This is a genomic window from Paenibacillus sp. 37, assembly GCF_008386395.1.
Lineage (GTDB): Bacteria > Bacillota > Bacilli > Paenibacillales > Paenibacillaceae > Paenibacillus > Paenibacillus amylolyticus_B.
Window position 1 is genome coordinate 720,979 of sequence record NZ_CP043761.1, and the last position, 19,181, is coordinate 740,159.

18 protein-coding genes are annotated in these 19,181 nt (G+C 47.5%); 16 read left to right on the forward strand and 2 right to left on the reverse strand.

All coding sequences use genetic code 11. The features are described from left to right. The first annotated feature begins 74 nt into the window (after window positions 1-74). The 7 genes from F0220_RS03375 to F0220_RS03405 all read left to right on the forward strand — a co-directional run bounded on the left by F0220_RS03375 (window position 75) and on the right by F0220_RS03405 (window position 8,260). A complete protein-coding gene (locus F0220_RS03375) occupies window positions 75-2,417 on the forward strand; it encodes a heavy metal translocating P-type ATPase (protein WP_105602408.1) in 2,343 nt (780 codons plus the stop codon). Between the two features lie 205 nt (window positions 2,418-2,622). Further along, on the forward strand, window positions 2,623-2,979 hold the full coding sequence (locus F0220_RS03380; protein WP_181155618.1) for an SdpI family protein: 357 nt from the start codon (window positions 2,623-2,625) through the stop codon (window positions 2,977-2,979). 193 nt (window positions 2,980-3,172) lie between these two features. Further along, window positions 3,173-3,625, forward strand: a complete 453-nt coding sequence (locus F0220_RS03385) for a MerR family transcriptional regulator (protein ID WP_105602405.1) — start codon at window positions 3,173-3,175, stop codon at window positions 3,623-3,625. Window positions 3,626-3,853: 228 nt separating this feature from the next. Beyond that, entirely contained in the window at window positions 3,854-5,074 is a 1,221-nt protein-coding gene (locus F0220_RS03390) for an MFS transporter (protein ID WP_105602403.1), read from the forward strand. Window positions 5,075-5,092: 18 nt separating this feature from the next. Then, window positions 5,093-5,515, forward strand: a complete 423-nt coding sequence (locus F0220_RS03395) for a universal stress protein (protein WP_091018789.1) — start codon at window positions 5,093-5,095, stop codon at window positions 5,513-5,515. Window positions 5,516-5,690: 175 nt separating this feature from the next. Then, on the forward strand, window positions 5,691-7,115 hold the full coding sequence (locus tag F0220_RS03400; RefSeq protein WP_105602402.1) for an aldehyde dehydrogenase family protein: 1,425 nt from the start codon (window positions 5,691-5,693) through the stop codon (window positions 7,113-7,115). A 368-nt stretch (window positions 7,116-7,483) separates the two neighbouring features. After that, window positions 7,484-8,260 carry a MerR family transcriptional regulator gene (locus F0220_RS03405; RefSeq protein ID WP_091018785.1) on the forward strand — a complete coding sequence of 259 codons (777 nt, stop codon included), beginning with the start codon at window positions 7,484-7,486 and terminating at the stop codon, window positions 8,258-8,260. Between the two features lie 151 nt (window positions 8,261-8,411). Here F0220_RS03405 and F0220_RS03410 read toward each other — a convergent pair whose 3' ends face one another. Then, window positions 8,412-8,906, reverse strand: a complete 495-nt coding sequence (locus tag F0220_RS03410; protein WP_105602400.1) for a GAF domain-containing protein — start codon at window positions 8,904-8,906, stop codon at window positions 8,412-8,414. A gap of 185 nt (window positions 8,907-9,091) precedes the next feature. On the opposite strand from F0220_RS03410, the gene F0220_RS03415 reads away from it, so the two are divergent. From F0220_RS03415 to F0220_RS03425, 3 genes are all read left to right on the forward strand, one after another. Further along, window positions 9,092-9,388: a hypothetical protein gene (locus F0220_RS03415; RefSeq protein WP_036614170.1), complete on the forward strand. Its 297-nt coding sequence runs from the start codon at window positions 9,092-9,094 to the stop codon at window positions 9,386-9,388. Between the two features lie 199 nt (window positions 9,389-9,587). Continuing rightward, entirely contained in the window at window positions 9,588-10,160 is a 573-nt protein-coding gene (locus tag F0220_RS03420; protein ID WP_036614167.1) for a GNAT family N-acetyltransferase, read from the forward strand. A 121-nt stretch (window positions 10,161-10,281) separates the two neighbouring features. Further along, window positions 10,282-11,787: an MDR family MFS transporter gene (locus tag F0220_RS03425; protein ID WP_223199962.1), complete on the forward strand. Its 1,506-nt coding sequence runs from the start codon at window positions 10,282-10,284 to the stop codon at window positions 11,785-11,787. Between the two features lie 466 nt (window positions 11,788-12,253). Here F0220_RS03425 and F0220_RS03430 read toward each other — a convergent pair whose 3' ends face one another. Then, window positions 12,254-12,715 carry a MarR family winged helix-turn-helix transcriptional regulator gene (locus F0220_RS03430; RefSeq protein ID WP_017690799.1) on the reverse strand — a complete coding sequence of 154 codons (462 nt, stop codon included), beginning with the start codon at window positions 12,713-12,715 and terminating at the stop codon, window positions 12,254-12,256. 388 nt (window positions 12,716-13,103) lie between these two features. On the opposite strand from F0220_RS03430, the gene F0220_RS03435 reads away from it, so the two are divergent. The 6 genes from F0220_RS03435 to F0220_RS03460 all read left to right on the forward strand — a co-directional run bounded on the left by F0220_RS03435 (window position 13,104) and on the right by F0220_RS03460 (window position 19,181). Beyond that, a complete protein-coding gene (locus F0220_RS03435) occupies window positions 13,104-14,435 on the forward strand; it encodes an MFS transporter (protein ID WP_105602397.1) in 1,332 nt (443 codons plus the stop codon). 207 nt (window positions 14,436-14,642) lie between these two features. After that, entirely contained in the window at window positions 14,643-15,995 is a 1,353-nt protein-coding gene (locus F0220_RS03440; protein WP_105602396.1) for a hypothetical protein, read from the forward strand. A 45-nt stretch (window positions 15,996-16,040) separates the two neighbouring features. Beyond that, complete coding sequence (locus tag F0220_RS03445; protein ID WP_105602394.1) at window positions 16,041-17,342, forward strand: hypothetical protein; 1,302 nt, start codon at window positions 16,041-16,043, stop codon at window positions 17,340-17,342. Window positions 17,343-17,494: 152 nt separating this feature from the next. Continuing rightward, window positions 17,495-17,758: an AbrB/MazE/SpoVT family DNA-binding domain-containing protein gene (locus F0220_RS03450; protein ID WP_091018775.1), complete on the forward strand. Its 264-nt coding sequence runs from the start codon at window positions 17,495-17,497 to the stop codon at window positions 17,756-17,758. Next, window positions 17,755-18,162, forward strand: a complete 408-nt coding sequence (locus F0220_RS03455; RefSeq protein WP_105602392.1) for a type II toxin-antitoxin system death-on-curing family toxin — start codon at window positions 17,755-17,757, stop codon at window positions 18,160-18,162. Before F0220_RS03450 ends, F0220_RS03455 begins: the two co-directional genes overlap by 4 nt. Window positions 18,163-18,449: 287 nt before the next feature. Beyond that, a complete protein-coding gene (locus F0220_RS03460; RefSeq protein WP_091018771.1) occupies window positions 18,450-19,181 on the forward strand; it encodes an ABC transporter ATP-binding protein in 732 nt (243 codons plus the stop codon).

Genomic DNA, 19,181 nt, shown 5'->3' on the forward strand with positions numbered 1-19,181 from the left:
TATGAATGAGTGCTCATATATTGAATACAATTGAAATATAACATTGTTTTTGTACTGCAAAGGGGAGAATTCACATGGGAACCGGACAGGAACAGGTGAAAAGGGAACTGCTGCTTGATGGGCTGGATTGTGCGAACTGCGCATTGAAGATCGAGAATGGCGTCAAAAAAATTAAGGGCATTAACGAATGCTCTGTTAATTTTGTTACCAAAACATTATCGCTACACACCACTTCCGACTTGGATGAACAGGTAGTGGAAGAAGCAAAACGCAAAGTGCTTCGGCTGGAGCCTCATATTCGCATTTCGGAAAAAGGAAAACAAGTGAACGGACATGTGCACACCCATACAGGGAGTGCAGCTGGTGCGGATAACTACAGTCATGACCATACCGGACCTAATCATGGACATTCACATTCACATGGCAAACACTCGCATACTCATGATCATGGAGATTCGCAGGGCCACGCACATGAGCACGGAAGTCATGCCGGACATGGGCATGATCACAGCCATACCCATGATGATGCCCATGCAGGCCATTCACATGAACATGGTGCAGGACAGACCAAAGTGTTGCTTGCTCGTCTTGCTGCCGGTTCTGTGTTGCTCGCAGCCGCAATCTGGTCCCCGCTGGAGGGCTGGGCGCAATTTACTCTATATGCGCTCGCTTATCTGATTGCCGGGGGAGACATCGTGCTTCAGGCGTCCAAAAACATCATTCGTGGTCAGGTGTTCGATGAATACTTCCTCATGTCCGTCGCTACCCTGGGTGCCTTTGCCATTGGAGAGTATCCGGAAGGGGTAGCGGTCATGCTCTTCTATCAGCTGGGAGAGCTGTTTCAGGGCATGGCGGTTAATCGGTCACGCAAGTCGATTCAGTCACTGATGGACATTCGCCCGGACTATGCGAATATTCTGACGGGTTCGGGTGACGAGACACGGCGGGTATCTCCGGAAGACGTACGGATCGGTGATCGTATTGTCGTGAAAGCAGGAGAGCGAGTACCACTGGATGGTATCGTTCAAGCTGGGCGTTCCATGGTGGACACTTCTGCTCTGACAGGGGAATCCGTACCACGTGAGCTGGAGTCCGGAAGTGATGTACTGAGTGGATTTGTGAACAAAAATGGTATGTTGACGATTGAAGTGACCAAAACGTTTGGTGAATCAACGGTATCCAAGATTTTGGACCTGGTGCAGAACGCGAGCAGCCGAAAAGCGAAAACAGAGCATTTTATTAGTAAATTCGCCCGTTATTACACACCGGTTGTTGTGATCCTTGCAGCTGTGATTGCATTTGTTCCGCCGTTGATACTTAGTGGTGCAACATTTGCCGACTGGATCTATCGTGCATTGGTCTTCCTGGTTATCTCATGTCCTTGTGCGCTGGTCGTTTCTATTCCACTTGGATTCTTTGGTGGTATCGGAGCGGCTTCACGTAACGGGATTCTTGTCAAAGGCAGTAACTATCTTGAAGCATTGAACGATGTGAAAGTCGTCGTTTTTGATAAAACGGGTACACTAACCAAAGGTGTATTCAAAGTAACAGCCATTCGCCCCGAAGGCGGACGCACGGAAGAAGAACTAATGAAGCTGGCAGCCATTGCCGAAGCAAACTCCAATCATCCGATTGCCGAATCCATTCGCGCAGCTTGGGCCAAAGCGATTCCTACACAAGGTGTGGAAGGTTATGATGAAGTTGCCGGACACGGGATCAAGGTGAGTGTGGATGGTCGGGAAGTGCTGGCAGGTAACGCCAAATTAATGGAGCAGGCAGGTATATCCTATACCACACCAGATACGGCTGGAACGATAGTCCACGTTGCTGAAGCTGGCACGTATGTTGGTCATCTGATCATTGCCGATGAAGTGAAGGATGATGCAGCTGCTGCTATTCAGGCGCTGAAGAAGCTTGGCATCCGCAAAACGGTCATGTTGACAGGAGATGCCAAAGCCGTGGGTGAAGCGGTAGGACGCGAGCTGGGTGTGGATGAGGTCTACGCTGAATTGTTGCCACAGGATAAAGTCGAACGACTGGAGCAATTGGAAGCGGCCAAATCTCCGAAGGAAAAAATAGTGTTTGTCGGTGATGGTATCAACGATACACCTGTGCTGGCGCGCGCCGACGTGGGCGTGGCAATGGGTGGACTCGGCTCGGATGCCGCGATTGAAGCGGCAGATGTGGTCATCATGACAGATGAACCGTCGAAACTAGCGAGTGCGATCCGCATTGCAAAGCGTACACGCATGATCGTATGGCAAAATATCGCGTTTGCTCTGGGGGTTAAGGCAATCTTCCTGCTACTTGGTGTGTTCGGCATAGCCACCATGTGGGAAGCGGTATTCTCTGATGTTGGTGTCACAGTGCTTGCTGTCCTGAACGCCATGCGTGTACTTCGTGTGAAGAATATCTAAGTTTACGAAACGATCCAGGCGGCTCTTCGTATATACGTAGAGCCGTTTTTATATTTTTATGTAGATAAGTCTAACTGGACATTTACACGAGAATGGAGAGGACAGAGATAACCTGAGGAAGCGAAGCTACATCGGCAGGTTATTCTGTCATCGGAGTGTCAGTGTAAGCAGGTCTATGGAAGACAACAGTGAAGGGGAGAATGTGTTGACAGGAGCAATAGTTGGGATCATCATTGGAGTGTGTTATTTCATTCTGGGGTTAATGGTGTTCAAAAAACCACCGAAAATGATTAACGGAATATATGGTTATCGGACCCCGCGTGCAATGAGTAATCCCGAGTTGTGGGACGAAGCGCAAAGTTATAGCGCCAATCTGATGATGCAATTTGGAGTGATCATTACGATATTCGGCATTATCGGTTTCTGGCTTACAGATGTACGAGCTTTGGTGCTGAGTCTGGTTGCTACAGGGTTCTATACGTTCCGACTGTTTACCAGAGTGGAAGGCCGTCTGAAGCAAATGCAGCGTGCACAACAGCAACAGAATGAGCAGAACGGTTAAGGTAAAGTGAATGAATAGTGTTGAGAGGAAGACTCGCGAGTGAAGCGGGTCTTTTTTTTTGTTGAAATTGGAGAAACGAACACGCTGTTAAACTCACTAAGAATTCAGGGATGGAATCTAACGTTGACGTTAACGTTAATATTATATATAATTATATACATAACATTATAGACATATGAATGAGGTGAGGGAAATGAGTTTATATAAAATCGACGACGTAGCCAAGGAATGCGGTTTGACCAAGCGAACCATTCGGTATTATGAAGAGATTGGTGTCATGCCTTCACCTCAGCGGACAGATGGCGGGACGCGGTTGTACACTCGGGAGGATATCGATTATCTGAAGAAGGTGGTTCGCGCCAAAGAGGTACTTGGATTCTCCCTTCAGGAGCTACATACCTATGTGGCAACGGCAGATGCCTTGAACGAACAACGTTTTGACTACCAGCAGACGACCGAAGTAAGAGAAAGAATCGAGAAGCTCACCACGATGGAAACAACGCTGGATGGGCAGTTGCAACTGATTGAGCAGAAACTTCAGAGCATACATGCCGTACAGACTGAACTGGAAGAGCTGCGTGAACGCGTTCGGAGCGGTATTCAGAAGTTAAAGGCACATGATCCGAAGGGTGATGAAGATGGCTAATCGAATTAGCATCCAATATTAATAAACAAAACTGTATACACATAATCGCTACACGGAGGGAGCACCATAGTGCCTGTGGCGATCCTGTACAAACACCGGATGTTCCGGTGTCATTTGTGCCGTTTTGTTACCTCTAATTCTGAAAATGAATAGAAATTTTCATGGTTTTTCACGTAATTTTCAAATATAAAGCTTAACCACATAAATTATTCACAGGAGGAATTATGTATGAAAAGAGAGCCATCATTACCGGACGAATTGCCGTCATCACGTGGGGGCCTGCTATCTCAACCGCGAGCGGTATGGGCGGTCGCCTTTGCATGTATCATATCCTTTATGGGTCTGGGTCTGGTTGACCCAATTCTGCCCGCGATTGCAGATCAGCTGCATGCTTCCAAAAGCCAGGTGTCGCTGCTATTTACCAGTTATAACGCTGTAACCGGGGTAGCGATGCTGATTACAGGGGTTGTATCCAGCCGAATTGGTGTGAAGTGGACGTTGCTCAGCGGGATATTGCTGATTATTATCTTCTCGTTCCTTGGCGGTACCTCAGACACGGTAGGTGCACTGGTTGGTTACCGTGGCGGTTGGGGACTTGGTAATGCCTTGTTCATTGCAACGGCGTTATCTGCCATTGTTGGACTGTCCACGTCAGGGACAGCCAAGGCCATTATTTTGTACGAAGCAGCACTTGGTCTCGGGATTGCGGTTGGTCCGCTGCTTGGTGGTGAGCTAGGTTCCATCTCTTGGCGCGGCCCGTTCTATGGGGTGGCTGTCTTGATGGCGATTGCCTTTATCAGCATTACATTTATGTTGCCCAAGATGGCCAAACCGAAAACACGCAGTTCGTTATCCGATCCGTTCAAAGCATTAAGTTATCCTTCACTGAAAACATTGGCGATTACCGCCTTCCTGTATAACTTTGGATTCTTTACCTTGATGGCTTATTCACCATATGTCATGAATCTGGATGAGCACGGGTTGGGTTATGTATTCTTTGGCTGGGGACTGATGCTGGCGATTACGTCGGTATTCGTCGCACCAAGATTACAACGTCGATTTGGATCAGTTCCGTCCATGAGTGTCATGCTTACGCTGTTCGCGATTGATCTTGTTGTTATGGCTATTGGTACGGTGATGGGTTCACCAACTACCGTTATTGTTGCAGTCATTGTAGCGGGGATTTTCCTTGGAATTAACAATACGTTGATTACAACGGCTGTTATGGAAGCTGCACCTGTGGAGCGTTCTGTTGCTTCTGCTGCATACAGCTTCGTTCGTTTCCTGGGTGGTGCACTTGCTCCATGGCTTGCAGGTAAATTGTCCGAGTGGTTCCTGCCGGAAACGCCGTTTTATTTTGGCGCATTAATGGTTCTGATTGGTGTCGTGGTACTGCTGGTACGCCGTCATCATCTGCGGGATATTGATTCCGCTATTACATCTCATTAATTCACAGGAGGGATTGCAATGCTGAAACATATATTAGTTGCTGTTGATGGTTCGGAACATGCGCATAAGGCTTTGGAACAAGCAATGATCCTAGCTGAAGATATGAAACAACCCGCAAGTCTGTTGATCGTGCATGTTAATCCGGCTATCTCTATCAATGAACCTGCATTGGGTGTTGATCTGGAAGCTCGGATTGCCGAAGAAGGGCAACACATTATAGAACCGGTGACCAGACAGTTGTCCGGAAGGGACATTGCATATGAGACACTGCTGATTGCAGGTGATCCCGTTAATGAGATCTGCCGTGTGGCGCGTGAACGAGATTGTGGAATGATTGTGATGGGTACAGGCGGGAAAGGCATGCTCGCAGAGATGATCGTGGGCAGTGTCAGTCATGGTGTGTTAAAGCATGCAGAATGCCCCGTCCTGACGGTTAAATAGGTTGTGAAATCCTTTATAATGCAGTAGCTCAAGATCGCCACAATGGCTCATCAGGCACGTTACAAGCTATGATTGCTGAACACCGTAGTGGGTTGATGGCACGGAAATAGTGTATAAATAGATTATATAAATTGAACTGAACTTTTAGTTTCTATAAGGATGGAGGATGCAGCATATGAAAAAACAACATCTGTTTATCGGTGGCAAACCGACCGAATCCGTAGATTATAAAGCACTTCAAGCGCCATATTCCGGGGAAACGCTGGCAGAAGTCTCGTCGGCTTCAGCCGAGGAAGCGGAGGCTGCTGTTGCAGCTGCGGTTCAAGCTGGGAAGGCAATGCGCCAGATGCCTGCACATCAGCGTGCAGATATTCTGTACAAGTTGTCCTCCATGCTTGAAGAACGCAAGGAAGAAGCAGCGCGAATCATTGCTCTTGAAGCGGCGAAGCCAATTACGGCAGCACTGGCCGAGGTTGACCGGACGGTGGAAACGTATCGTTTTGCCGCCGAAGAAGCCAAGCGGCTGACCGGAGAGACGGTTCCGATGGATGCAGCCAAAGGTGGAGAAGGGCGTATCGGTTATACGATGCGGCAACCTCTAGGTGTCATCGGTGCGATTACACCGTTTAATTTTCCAATGAATCTGGTAGCACATAAGGTAGGCCCAGCGCTGGCAGCAGGTAATACAATTGTTCTCAAACCCGCGGAGCAGACACCTCTGTCCTCCTATTACATCGCTAATCTGCTTCAGGAAGCCGGATTGCCGGATGGTGCACTGAACGTGGTGAGCGGTGATGGCAAAACGATTGGTGATGTGCTTGTGGGGCACCCCTGTGTTGCTCATATTACGTTTACAGGCAGTCCAGCAGTAGGTACGAGTATTCGTAGCAAAGCAGGACTCAAACGCGTGACATTGGAGCTAGGGTCGAATGCAGCGGTGATTGTGGATAAGGACGCAGACCTGGAAAAAGTGGTTCCTCGATGTGTGACCGGTGCTTTCACGTATCAGGGACAGGTATGTATCTCGCTACAGCGAATCTACGTACATCGTGACATCTCGGAAGAATTCATCCGGCGTTTCGCTGAAGCGGCAAAACAAGTGGTGGTCGGAGACCCGCTGAGCCCGGATACGGTGGTCTCTGCGCTGATTACCTCCAAGGATGTACAGCGTACACTCGACTGGATTGAAGAAGCCAAACAGGCCGGGGCTGAAGTGGCAGCAGGCTGTCAAGCTGAAGGAGGCGTTCTGCGTCCCACGGTACTGATTAACGTTCCACGTGATGCCAAGGTATCCTGTCAGGAAGTGTTTGCACCCATCGTTGTGATCAATACGGTAGATTCCGTTGAAGAGGGTATTGAACATGTTAACGATTCGATATACGGGCTTCAGGCAGGCGTATTTACAAACGATATTCATACCGCCCTCCATGCAGTCGATCAGATCGAAGCAGGCGGAGTTATTATTAATGATATTCCCACGTTCCGAGTCGATCACATGCCCTATGGTGGGGTGAAACAAAGTGGGATTGGGCGTGAAGGTGTAAAATACGCAGTAGAAGAAATGACAGAATTGAAGTTTGTCATGTTTAACAAAGGATAACTTTCTTCCATTATTTTATTCAATATACCGTATGTTAAGGAAATATAACTACACGCTCCTGTGCCAGAATAGTGGCACAGGATTTTTTTAATTGAAGATCATGGAAAAAGTTTTAAAAATACATACGGATTCTTCACTGACTGCGGGTTCACATCTGATGAGACGGGTATAACATAGTTAACAAACCGTAACTTAACTGTCTAAACGCCGCTCATATCACCGAAGCATGATGTACCCATCCATAGCACGAGCGGAATGAAACGGTACAGCATTGCCGAAAGTCTTATATTCTCTCATTATTCAAATACAATGCATTATGAATTAAGCCTGAACTCTGGAGTTGCAGGACAGGCAGGAGGTGTATTCAAATGGCATATTCCATGGTTGACGTATCTGGAATGTCAGGCGTAAGTCTGAACGAGCTGAGTCAGTATGCGGAGACAGGTCTTCTGAATCCGGCATTTGGGGATGTAGATGAGGACATCTATTATGAAAAGCAGGAATTGTTGAGACTCCAGCAAATCCTTTTCTGTAAGGAAGTAGGTATGAAGGAGAATGAGATTGCCCCGATGCTCCGGGATAATCCTCAGGATGTCATACGTATCATGAAGCAGCATCGCATTGATATTCTGGAGAAGGCACTTCGTTTGCATGGATTGATTCAGACACTGGACAAAACGATCTCTCATTTGCAAGGTGAACATGAAATTGATGAACATGATCTTTATATCGGTTTTGTAAAAAAGGGGCGTCACCAGTTGCTGAATGAATCGGGTTCTGACCCTGTAGTCAATAATGATATGAACCATGTGCAGACAGAGGGTGTTCATAAGTCTGACCAGGAGATAAAATCGAAAGAAGATTATCTGGATTCCCAGGCGAAAATTGATCAAGTTCATCTGGACTTGCAACAGGCCATTGAGGATGGATTGGAACCCGGTAGTGCAAAAGTACAACGGATTATCGGCAGGCATCTTGAATGGATCAAAGGTTATTATACACCCACCGCCGAGATCTATCGGGATTTGGCCAATCTGTATGTAGAGCATAAAAATTTCCGTCAGATGTATGATGGTTACCACCCGAGGCTGGCTGAATTCCTGCGGGACGGGATGATGATTAAAGCGGAACATGATTTATCCTAGATGCATAAAGTAACATGGGCGAGCAAGAACATGGGTGTGAATCAGAATGGATAACAAAGAGCGCAGACCTCTGAGAGGACTGCGCTCTTTGTTATTACGGATTCTTCATCATCGTATGTGATGAGGCTCCGATCACCTTAATCATCATTTCCTATAGGGGTATTGCCTCCAACTGCTCTGTGAGCAGGTTTATGGCTTTCTCCAGGAAGACGCGGTCTTCGTCGTCAAAACGGTTTTTGATCGGGCTGTCGATATCCAGTACCCCGTACAGTTCGCCGTTTTTGATAATAGGTACGACAATCTCACTGTTCGATGCTGCATCACAGGCAATGTGGCCTGGGAAGGCATGAACATCGTCAACGACCAGGGTACGTTTTTCCGCAGCAGATGTGCCACATACACCACGTCCCAGTGGAATTCGGATACAGGCAGGCAGTCCTTGGAATGGCCCGAGGACCAGTTCTTTTCCATCATACAGATAGAAGCCGACCCAATTGGTGTCGGTCATGAATACATTGAGCAGCGCAGCAGCGTTCGCCAGATTGGCAATCGCACTAGGTTCATCGCGGATCAGAGCACTTAACTGTCCCAGGACGGCGGTGTGCTGCTCACTTCGTGTTCCTTCATAGGAAACAGCTTGAAACATGGTAAATCACCCTCCCGAGCAAAATGGTACTTATTTTCAAGATAGTGCAGAGGATGCGGTTAGTCAAGCGGAGGATTTCGGAAAGGGAAGGGAATACCTGAAGAATCCTCCTGTTTCTCAGCTTCTTACGTGGGGTAATTACTTAGCAACCACGGAGGGCTATAACCCGGGAAGGAGCTTGGCTTATGCATGCAGAGGTACAGAATCTTTTTGTACGGATTCATCTACTATATTTCGCGCAAAATCAGGACTTGAACGTTAGCGAGGCACTGCCCCTATTGGAAGAAAGGGGATATCGCGTTGGAGAGCGGGAGATCAAGCAGGAGCTTGAACACCTGACACAGGAGAATTTCCTGACCGCCCACGGGGACCAATGGAGCCTAACCGGGACTGGCATCGAAGAATTCAAGGAAATCACGGCTGTGTTTGGCCGGGTTAGCGATGAATTACTGGGGAAGGGCAAGAAAACGTCCAAAGCTTAAAATTCATTTGGACAAGCCATGATTCCGTAATTCACTCAAACTTGAATTGATCCATACGTACAACAAGACCGGGAGCGAAATTGGCCCGGTTTTTTGACGTGTATCCATGACTGAACAGTTGCCATTCGGCGCAGGTTATGATTAGATGACTAGTGAATATTATGGTCTGCGGAGATAGATCGGATCGGAGTGTCTTTATATGTATAAATGCAAAGGAAGAATTCCCGAAATGGAGACTGCGCGGCTTCGTCTGCGTAAAATGCGTCGCCGGGATGCGGCCCAGATGTTCGCATGCTGGTCAGATCGCGAGGTGACCCGTTACATGAATCTTGCACCCATGATTGGGACAAGCGAAGCGGCGGACATGATTGGACTGCTCAACCAAATGGCAGGAGAAGAGGATGCGATCCGGTGGGGGATCGAACTCAAAGAAACAGGCAAGCTCATCGGCAGTTGTGGCTTTAACACATGGCAGCTTGAAGGCGCATTCCGGGGTGAGATCGGTTATGAGCTGGGACGTGATTATTGGCGCCACGGTTATATGACGGAGGCATTCTCTGCATTGCTGCCCTTTGGGTATGAGACCATGGGTCTTAATCGAATCGAAGCGCTGGTTGATCCGCGTAATCTGGCGTCTGGCGAGTTCCTGACAAACCGTGGCTTCACGCGTGAAGGATTGCTGCGACAGGTGCAACATACGTCCACCGGATACAAGGATATGGTGATGTATTCCATGTTGTATGATGAGTTCCTTCGCAAGCGAGGTAAATAAAAGAGACAATATATAATTGTTTTTGAATTTACACGTAAACGAAGAAACAGAACAAAGCTGGAGAAGCACCAATTATATAGAGAACAAAGAGAGAAGGGTTTGTGTGAATGCAACTGGAGGTTTGAAGCGCAGTTTCATCTTGACAGGGCTGTTGCTCGCGACATTTCTGTCAGCGATTGAAGGCACCGTAATTGGTCCGGCGGGGCCGACCATTGTCAGTGAGCTGGGGAGTGTACAGCTGCTGAGCTGGATTTTCACCGCATACCTGTTGACGATGGCAGTGAGTACGCCCATTTTCGGTAAAATCAGTGACTTGTATGGACGAAAGCCTGTATTTCTGATTGGCTGTGCGTTATTTTTACTGGGTTCACTCTTGTGCTGTCTGTCGCAGAACATGGAGCAATTGATTATTTTCCGTGCTATTCAAGGGATTGGTGCGGGTGCGGTAGTTCCTGTTACATTTACGATTATTGGGGACATCTACGCTATTGAAGAACGTGGCAAAATCCAGGGCTGGATTAGCTCCGTGTGGGGCATTTCCTCTCTGGCGGGACCGTTGCTTGGCGGTTATTTTGTAGATAATCTCGGCTGGCAGTGGATCTTTGGTTTTAATGTGCCGTTTGGTCTGCTTGCGATGTGGTTTGTATTTCGTTATCTGAAGGAAGATATCTCTCCACGTACGGCCAAGATTGATTATGTCGGTGCACTGACCTTCACGGTGGGTATTACCGCATTGTTGTTTGTCCTGTCGGCGGGTGGGCAGTATTATGCCTGGAGTTCTCCGTTGATTGTTGTGCTGAGTGTGGTCGCCGCTCTGTTTATTATTTTATTTTTTGTGGTGGAAAAAAGAGCTCAGGCCCCTATGGTTCCACTACATTTGTTCCGAATTCGGGACATCCGTGTGGCGAATATCGCCGGACTGCTGACCAGTACTTTGATGATCGGCCTGACCAGTTATTTGCCGCTCTGGGTGCAGGGGGTTCGGGGAGGTAATGCGACGGAATCCGGGCTGCTGCTCGCGCCGATGTCGGTGGGTTGGCTCATTGGTAGTGTGATGGCAGGCCGTCTATTGATGAAAATTGGATCACGTATGACCGCATTGATTGGGTTAACCGGTATTGCAATTGGATCGGGTGGACTCTTTCTGGTTGGCGGGACATCCCCGCAGGCTGTGCTATTTATATTGACCTTTATTTATGGTCTCGGCTTCGGGTTTGCATTCACGATCTTCACCATTATTGCGCAGTCGTCTGTAGGGTATAAGGAACGTGGCTCCTCCACGGCACTGCATACATTCATGCGTACATTGGGACAGACGATTGGTGCAGCGGCTTTTGGCACTTGGTTGAACTATCGAATCTCGACGTTATCCAGTGAGCAGAATCTGGCTGAGGCTGGAATATCGGAGAGTGATCTGAACGAACTGCTTGCACCACATACGGATGCAGCCCTATCAGATGATAAATGGGCGCTGCTACGTAACGTGCTGGAAGGAAGCTTGCATTCCCTGTTTGTGATTATGTTTGTCATTGCACTGATCTCGTGGGTAACGACGCTTGCTCTACGCAAACGTTTAATTGTACCCGAAGATGCAGATGCTCCACCGCAGCCACAAGGCTCAAAGTAAAAAGAAGATATATATATTACAAACATATAAAAAACCGGATTCGCCGATGTCAGGCAAATCCGGTTATTTTTGTTGATGGCACATGTGCAGTGGACTAGAGTGTATCTTCAAACTCAGGCAAGTGATACGTTGGGGAATGTCCGGGTCTAAAGCATTTTGAAGTAAAGGCTGGCTGATCCTGGTGAATCGTCCAGACGAATTTCTAAGGAACCGAGGACGTCTTATTTGACCTTCTGCTGCTCTTTTTTAATTGTTAGGAACATGAGACACGTTATTTCCCGAAATCACCTGAAAAACACGTTGTAAACGGCTGTTTTTTCAAGGATAGCGTGTGTCAGATTCCTTAAAATGCTGCGAGCGCTTCAAACCCTGAATAAGACGTCACAGGTTCGTTAGCGCTCCTGCTCCATGTCTGCTCCAGAACATTCAGTTACGCTCTGGCTTACGGCAGGTTTGAAGATACGCTCTAGCTGCTTGCTGATAAACGGTCTGCAGAATGTGCAAGCCTTCCCAAGAGTTCGGACAACAATTCCTTGTCTTCCTCACTTAGTCCACTTACAGCCCGATCAATCTTCAACGCATAGCCTGGATAGATGTCATCCATGGTGCGCTGTCCTTCTTCGGTCAGTTCCACAAAGATGATACGTCTGTCTTGCGGACAATGTTTGCGGTGTAACAATCCTTTTTGCTCCAGCTTATCAATCACATAGGTCACATTACCACTTTGCAGCAGAAGTTGTGCACCAACCTGTTGAATCGGCTGAGCTCCTTTCATATATAACACTTCGAGCACCCCATATGCGGTGGGGTTGAAGCCATGCACTTTGCTTCCGGATACAGCGTGTTCATTCACGCTCTTGAATGTCTGGGCCAAGGTGCGGTACAGATGAAGTGAACGTTCGGTTCCGATTTCTTGTAATTCCAGCATGCTGATCCCGCCTTTTCAGATTAGTTTATAAGTTGAAATGATGAAGTTACAACCTACCACTATGAGGACAGAACAACCTTCCAATCACTGTTATCCCCATCGTTATGCTGTTCATGTAAAAGAGTATTTCAACTTATATGAGTTGGTTAGTTATGTTTGACGATTCAGGTTGTCGCCATGGTTTAATTGTAAACTTCTATTTCTACGAAAAACATGCGATATGTCACAAGATTTGCATTTTTAGCATTTAAAATTTGATCATTCATCATGCTGAAAAATCATCCTTCAGATGTCGCTTTTTCTCCGCCTCTGGCAGGAGGTCGAGTCAAGGGCTGCGCTATATAATGAGTTTATACTATGAATTGGAAGATAATGGAGGAGAAGAAGGGTGACAAGTGATTTAACGTTTGAAGGGCAACGACCGCTGAAGAATAACCGATCTTTTGTAACATTGATGGTGGCACAGGCCATTTCCAATCTGGGTGATTGGCTGCATCTGCTCGCAATCCTGACCCTCGTGGGTATCCGTTGGAATGCAACGCCTTGGGAGATTACATTTGTCACACTTTCCGCTGCACTACCCATTCTGTTGACAGGGCCATTCGCAGGCACGCTTGCAGATCGTCTGAACCGTAAATGGCTGATGATTGTAGCTGATGGTGCAAGAATTATCATCGTGGGTGCGTTAATTTTTGCTGACCAGATCTGGCACGTCTACATACTGCTTGTCCTCAAATCCCTGTTTGATGTCATATTCTCTCCGGCCAAAAACGGAAAGCTGAAGGAGATTGTACCTCGAGAACAACTTGCGCAAGCTGTATCCATCAGCTCGGTGATCGAACAGATGTCCAAAATTATTGGTCCAGCACTTGGTGGACTGCTGGTAGCCGCTTTTGGCATTACCTGGTGTTTTGTTCTCGATTCAGCGTCTTTTCTGATCTCCGGCATCATTTTATTGTGGATTCCTGGAACTCGAGTGATCCAAACCGCAATTCATAACGTAACAGAAGTAGAGGAAGAGCCAACTGAGGATGTTCGCAACCACCCAAAAGACTCTTTTTGGAAAGAAACACTGGAGGGTATCCGAATGCTCGCATCTCTCCCTCATGTAGGAACGTCTCTGATCTTGCTTGCTTCAGCCATACTTTTTCTGCAATTTGCCGATTCACAGACTGTGGTGTTATTCAGACAGCTTCCCGGAATTTCAAGTGATCTGCTGGGATGGTGCGTGGCAGCAAGTGGCTTAGGTACATTAATTGCAGCGATGAGTGTGCGGAAGTGGAAGCATGCAGGGCATGTTTTGAAAATGGGTCTAGGTACCATACTCATGGGTCTGGTTATCGGCGGAGCCGGAGTTATTGTTGGGATTTGGCCGCACGCCGGGCTAGGTGCCAATCTGTTGTTAGTATCCCTCTTTGCCCTGGCAGGTGTCGGAATTGGGTTTGCCATTGTACCCTTTCAGATCCTGTTGCAGGAACAGACACCTGAGGCGATGACAGGCAGGGTATTTGGAACGGTAGGCAGCGTGATGACAGCCAGTAATATTATGGGCCCGGTGGTAGGTGGATTCATGGTCACCTCATTCGGTGTAGTGCCGGCTTTTGTCTGTTCAGGCATTTTGCTGACCCTGCTTGGTTTGATTTATTTGATGAAACGTAGCGGGGAAAAAGCCGATCTGAATGGCTCCATTGCAGCCAAGACCATGATTGCAGGCGACTGAAAACAGGCCGAGTCTGCTCAGGTTAGAACAGTTGAAATGAAGGTTTGAATTTACTTCAAATTTTAAATTTATGATTAAAAGGCGTTTGAGTAAACGCCTTCACGTTTAATGAGGAACAGGCAGAAATCCCTGTATTCTAATTATTCCTAGGGGAAAACTCATATGCCTTGTCCCACCAACGCATTAGCGGAAAGGGGGTGAAGCAACTTGAATGTAAAGTTACCAAGATCGATTGTGCGTCTTGGAAGCATACCATTGGCAATACTCGCCGGGACTTTGATGCTGGGGATTGGATCGTCACATGTATACGCAGACGAGGCTCAGGTATCTTCTGAAAAACCGTCCAGCGGATTGTCGCTGAATTTGTTTTCACGTGATTCGGATGGCGGGTTGAATCTGACTCTGTCGGTATCGGTATCCACACCACTACTGGATGTTGAAGTTCCGTCGATCAAAGCGAATGAATCCACAGGTAAGCTGAGTGTATCTGAGCTGAAAGTAGATACACCGCTTGGATCGGCCGGAACATCAGAGATTGGGATTGATGCGAAGAAGGGAACCGTTGAACTGCCGTCTGTACACGCGGATACACCGGTGATCAAAGCCGATGTATCAAGCAGTCAGGTGAATCTGAACGAAGGTACAGCTTCCTTGCCCGGGGTTACCGCAGAGGTACCCGAGGTAATCAAGGCAGAGACGTCTGCTGTGAAAACTGACCTTCGGCAGGGTAAGGTTGAATTACCTTCCGTGAAGGTGGATGTACCCGAGGTTACTTCGGTCAATATCTCTTCATCCCGAGTGGATCTGAGTAAGGGGAATGTCCAGCTACCTTCTGTGAAAGCAGAAGTTCCTGTTGTAGACGTATCCGCTGAACTCAATCCTGATCAGGAGAAGGTGGAGATTCCAAGTGTGAAGCCGGAACTGCCTGTAGTCACTCCGGAACAACAGCCGGTCGTCAAAACACCGAATGTTAAAACTTCCAATACGAGTGCACTCGCAGATCCTGTTTCATCACAGAACAACGTGGAAGGGCAGGACGCAGTTCAGGTTACGGGCAACGTGATTGAGGTCACCCCGGAACCAGGAGTACGTCCAGAACAACCTGTTGTCCCGCAGGCATTGCCTGTTGACGGAACCGATCTGACGCAGGATTCCGATGTCAATGCAGATTTATCTGATAACGAGTTATTCCTCGTGGATCAGAACTCTGCTAAACCATCTGTCACCGAACAAGTGCGGAGTAACCCGGAAGCCAATTCGAAACAAGATGATGATAATGCAGCATCTCCATTGCAGCCTCGCACAGAACGACCAACAAGTTGGTCTGTTGCGGCAACTTCTCCCGGAGCAGTTAATGCTTCCGCAGGGACAAGCTCCGGTTCGTCCGGTGTAACTGGAGGTGGAGCAACCGCTCCAGCCGCTGCACTTCCGGGAGCAACAACAGGTCTGGTTACACCAGATTATGATTTTGCCTTCCGAATGGAACGGCTCGATGGGTTCAGTCAATGGTCACAGGCACCGCCTGGGCGGCCGCCGCAATATACCTCTTTCTCTCAATAACAATGGCGTTAATTCAACCAAAATTGAGAAGGAGTGTATATAATCATGAAAAAAGTGAATCGTTGGGTAAAATTGTCGGTATTGTCGGGTACGTTGGTGGCTGGATTGCTGGGAGCTTCGCAGGCAACTTACGCAGATAGCTATAGCAATAACAGCAGTGGCAATCTGGATTTGAATGCAGGTTTGCGTCTGGAGTTGGGATCTCTTCTGTCAGGACACCGTGACACAGGTTACGGTAACAATGGAAGTTACGGAGGTTCCTCCAGTGTAAGCGGAGCATTGAATTTGGATCTTGGACTCAATGCCGGCTTATCCTCAGAGAGCACGAACCGATACAATGATCGTTCTTCTGACCACACTGCTCAGCGTAGCAGTTCTGGCAAGCTGGGCCTTGGCTTGAATGCCAATGTGTCGGGAGAAGGTACAACGATGAGCGACTATTCACGAGGCGGCGATGATCGGAGCGTAAACAGCAGCTATGCGAGCGAAAGTCGTGGAGCGCTGGATCTCGGTCTGAACGTGAAAGCGGAAGGTGAGAGTGCTACAGTAGCTCAAACTGAACGCAACAACAGCGTGAACGACCGTGAGCGTACCGACAGCAGCAGCTACGCGAGTGAAAGCCGTGGAGCACTTGATCTGGGTCTGAACGCCAAAGCCGAAGGAGAGAGTGCAACAATGACTCAAACTGAACGCAACAACAGCGTGAACGACCGTGAGCGTACCGACAGCAGCAGCTACGCGAGTGAAAGCCGTGGAGCACTTGATCTGGGTCTGAACGCCAAAGCGGAAGGTGAGAGTGTAACAATGACTCAAACTGAACGCAACAACAGCGTGAATGACCGTGGGCGTAACTCAAGCAGTAATTTCGCGAACGAAAGCCGTGGTGCGCTGGATCTGGGTCTGAACGCCAAAGCCGAAGGCGAGAGTGCAACGACGGCTCAATCTGATCGCACTAACAGCGTGAAAGACAGCGATCGCAACACGAGCAGTAACTTTACGAATGAAAGCCGTGGAAGCTTGGATCTGGGTCTGAACGCGAAAGCAGAAGGTGAGAGTGCAACAATGACTCAAACTGAACGCAACAAAAGCTTGAACGACCGTGAGCGTACCACGGGCAGTAACTTTGCTAATGAAAGTCATGGAAGCTTGGATCTGGGTCTGAACGCGAAAGCCGAAGGCGAGAGTGCAACGACGGCTCAATCTGATCGCACTAACAGCGTGAAAGACAGCGATCGCAACACGAGCAGTAACTTTACGAATGAAAGCCGTGGAAGCTTGGATCTGGGTCTGAACGTGGATGCGGATGCAGAGAGTGAAACTACATCTGTGGTGGAGACAAATCGGTAATATGAGATTTTCACTGTAATATGAAGAAGCAGGGGCTCCGGAACCCCTGCTTCTTTTTTATGCTTTTCAAAATTCGAAATAATATGCAAATGGACAAGGATTTCAGTATAATTGTTATAACAGTTGAATAGTATAACTAAGGAGGGAAATGAATGAATAGGGTGAGTGAAATGGAACGAAAAGTAACGAAATTTGGTAATAGTCTTGGATTAACCATGACGGATGCCTTCAAACAAATTGGTCTTGAACAAGGTGACATGGTTCAAATTGAGGTAAATCAGTCTAACGGGGAAATTATTATTAAGAAGTCTACAAAAGTCAATTTGCCTAACGGAATCAGTAGTGATTTTATGGATACATTAGCTGATGTGATAGGTGAATACGATCAAACTTTGAAAGGTCTCAAGGATAGATGAGCATGACCCGGTATTTGAGCATACAAGAGGTTATTGCGATCAATGTCGCTATGATTAAGCGTTACAGTCCTGGAGAGCAGATTGGAGTTAAAGACTCTGGTCTGCTTGAATCCGCGATTATAAGAGCGCAATCATCAGCTTTTGGTAACGAAGCCTACCCATCTATATATGAAAAATCTGCTGCGATTTTTCAATCTTTGGGCCAAAATCACCCTTTTCATAATGCCAATAAAAGAACGGCTTTTACCGCACTGGTAATCTTCCTGCGTTATAACAATGTGTATCTTAAAATGGATCAAACTTTTGCTGAGGACTTAACTGTCGATATGGTGAACCACAAGTACACATTTGAAGAACTGGTCTCGATTATTCGTACATACTGTGTTACTGAAAATGAAATATAATAGTAAGCAATAAGTCATACGTTACTATGATTTATTGCTTTATTTTATTGCGGAAATTTACACGAGAACGTAGAGGACAGAAAGAACCTGAAGAAGTGGAGCGTTCGCCTTTATCCCCCGATTTTCACCTTGTCAAATTGATTCAAAAAATCGGGGGATAACAGCGATCGGAAGGTTGTTCTGTCATCGGAGTGTGCAGTGTAACTGGTCTTTAGTTCAACGAATATAGATTACAATAAAACATAAAGAACGAGTTAAACACCTGATCAGAACAGGGAGTGAATAATATGGGAATGGAATATAAAAGCAAGGAAGTACAAGAGTCCATATTGGACGTACATATTACCGAGGCAGGATACGAGCCGGGACAATCGACCATACGCAATATTCGAATGAGTGTGGCGCGAGGAGAACTGGTAGGTATTATCGGACCAAATGGTGCGGGCAAAAGTACCACAATCAAAACGCTTCTTGGTCTTCTGGAACATGCGAACTATGAAGTGACGATTGGAGGAGATGGTCGTTATGCCTATATCCCGGAGCAACCGGTTTTTTACGAATATATGACCCTATGGGAACATCTTGATCTGGCGGCAGCGGCATATGAAATGGAGGAAGAAGCTTTTGTTGCCAGAGCGGAGGAACTGTTGATTCGTTTCGGGATGGACCATGTTCGAAATGATCTTCCAGCCAGTTTCTCAAAGGGCATGCGGCAGAAAATGATGTTGATGATCGGATTTCTGTCTTCACCGGATATCTATATTGTGGACGAGCCGTTCATCGGGTTGGACCCTCGTGCAACCAAGGATTTTCTGAAATTACTAGATGATGAACGTCGCCGCGGCGCGGGTGTGCTCATGTCTACGCATGTGCTGGATACCGCTGAACGAATCTGCGACCGGTTTATTCTGATTGCTTCGGGCAGATCTGCTGCCGAGGGAACATTGGATGAGATCCGTGAAGCGGCAGGATTGCCGGAAGCCTCTTTGTTTGATTGTTTTGATGTACTGACGTCTTAG

Coding starts and splice junctions, on each gene's coding strand:
- F0220_RS03445 (WP_105602394.1), top strand. CDS start 16,041: ATGAAAAAAGTGAATCGTTGGGTAAAATTGTCGGTATTGTCGGGTACG.
- F0220_RS03460 (WP_091018771.1), top strand. CDS start 18,450: ATGGGAATGGAATATAAAAGCAAGGAAGTACAAGAGTCCATATTGGAC.
- F0220_RS03450 (WP_091018775.1), top strand. CDS start 17,495: ATGAATAGGGTGAGTGAAATGGAACGAAAAGTAACGAAATTTGGTAAT.
- F0220_RS03395 (WP_091018789.1), top strand. CDS start 5,093: ATGCTGAAACATATATTAGTTGCTGTTGATGGTTCGGAACATGCGCAT.
- F0220_RS03430 (WP_017690799.1), bottom strand. CDS start 12,715: ATGCTGGAATTACAAGAAATCGGAACCGAACGTTCACTTCATCTGTAC.
- F0220_RS03410 (WP_105602400.1), bottom strand. CDS start 8,906: ATGTTTCAAGCTGTTTCCTATGAAGGAACACGAAGTGAGCAGCACACC.
- F0220_RS03375 (WP_105602408.1), top strand. CDS start 75: ATGGGAACCGGACAGGAACAGGTGAAAAGGGAACTGCTGCTTGATGGG.
- F0220_RS03400 (WP_105602402.1), top strand. CDS start 5,691: ATGAAAAAACAACATCTGTTTATCGGTGGCAAACCGACCGAATCCGTA.
- F0220_RS03385 (WP_105602405.1), top strand. CDS start 3,173: ATGAGTTTATATAAAATCGACGACGTAGCCAAGGAATGCGGTTTGACC.
- F0220_RS03415 (WP_036614170.1), top strand. CDS start 9,092: ATGCATGCAGAGGTACAGAATCTTTTTGTACGGATTCATCTACTATAT.
- F0220_RS03405 (WP_091018785.1), top strand. CDS start 7,484: ATGGCATATTCCATGGTTGACGTATCTGGAATGTCAGGCGTAAGTCTG.
- F0220_RS03390 (WP_105602403.1), top strand. CDS start 3,854: ATGAAAAGAGAGCCATCATTACCGGACGAATTGCCGTCATCACGTGGG.
- F0220_RS03420 (WP_036614167.1), top strand. CDS start 9,588: ATGTATAAATGCAAAGGAAGAATTCCCGAAATGGAGACTGCGCGGCTT.
- F0220_RS03455 (WP_105602392.1), top strand. CDS start 17,755: ATGAGCATGACCCGGTATTTGAGCATACAAGAGGTTATTGCGATCAAT.